1 pseudogene is annotated in these 459 nt (G+C 80.6%); it reads left to right on the top strand.

The features are described from left to right. Window positions 1–459 (top strand): annotated as a pseudogene (locus tag VR44_RS37060) (sensor histidine kinase); the annotation flags it as partial.

Here is a 459-nt window from a genome sequence, read left to right as displayed (position 1 = left end):
CGCCGATCTCGCCGACCGGACGGGCAGCGACGCCGACCGGGCGGAGCTGTCCGCCGAGATCGGCCGGTACGCGCAGCTGTACGGGGCCTCGGTGACCGTGGTGGACGCGGCGGGGGCGACGGTGGCGCGGGCCGAGGGAGCGGGGCCCGCCGGGCGCACCCCGCCCGGGGAGGCGGCGGAAGCCCGGCGGCGGGCCCTGACCGGGCGTTCCACCGACCGGCTGCCGACGGTCCGCCCGTGGGGGCCGGACCGTGTGGTGCTCGCCGAGCCGGTGGGGCGGGACGAACGGGTCAGCGGGGCGGTGCTGATGGCCGTGCCGACGGACGCGGCCCGCCGGGACGTGGTGCTGCGCTGGTCGCTGATCGCCGCCGGGGCGGTGGCCGCGTTCGCCGCGGCGGCCCTGGTCGCGGCCGGGATCACCCGCTGGCTGTTGCGGCCGGTCCTCGACCTGGACCGGGC

Origin of the sequence: Streptomyces katrae (assembly GCF_000966975.1) — a bacterium.
GTDB lineage: Bacteria > Actinomycetota > Actinomycetes > Streptomycetales > Streptomycetaceae > Streptomyces > Streptomyces katrae.
This window is presented reverse-complemented; position numbering and strand designations above follow the sequence as displayed.